The 246-nt window shown below is 65.9% G+C and carries 1 protein-coding gene; it reads left to right on the top strand.

Annotated elements, in window-relative coordinates; all coding sequences use genetic code 11:
• Positions 1-246 (top strand): 1-deoxy-D-xylulose-5-phosphate synthase N-terminal domain-containing protein (locus tag SB816_RS34090; protein ID WP_410548511.1); only part of this gene is annotated, 246 nt, incomplete at both ends.

Below are 246 nucleotides of genomic sequence, written 5' to 3'. Positions count from 1 at the left end.
CGTCAGTTCGGCGGTATCTCGGGTTTCCCGAAGCGCGACGAATCCGACTACGACACGTTCGGCACCGCGCACTCGAGCACGTCGATCTCGGCGGCGCTCGGCATGGCCATCGCGAGCAAGCTCAAGGGCGATAACGCCATGGGCATCGCCGTGATCGGCGACGGCGCGATGACGGCCGGCATGGCCTTCGAGGCGATGAACAACGCCGGCGTCGAAGACGACGTGCCGCTGCTCGTCATCCTCAAC

It is taken from the genome of Achromobacter sp. SIMBA_011 (assembly GCF_046535435.1).
In the GTDB taxonomy this organism is placed as follows: Bacteria; Pseudomonadota; Gammaproteobacteria; order Burkholderiales; family Burkholderiaceae_B; genus Achromobacter; species Achromobacter dolens.
This window is presented reverse-complemented; position numbering and strand designations above follow the sequence as displayed.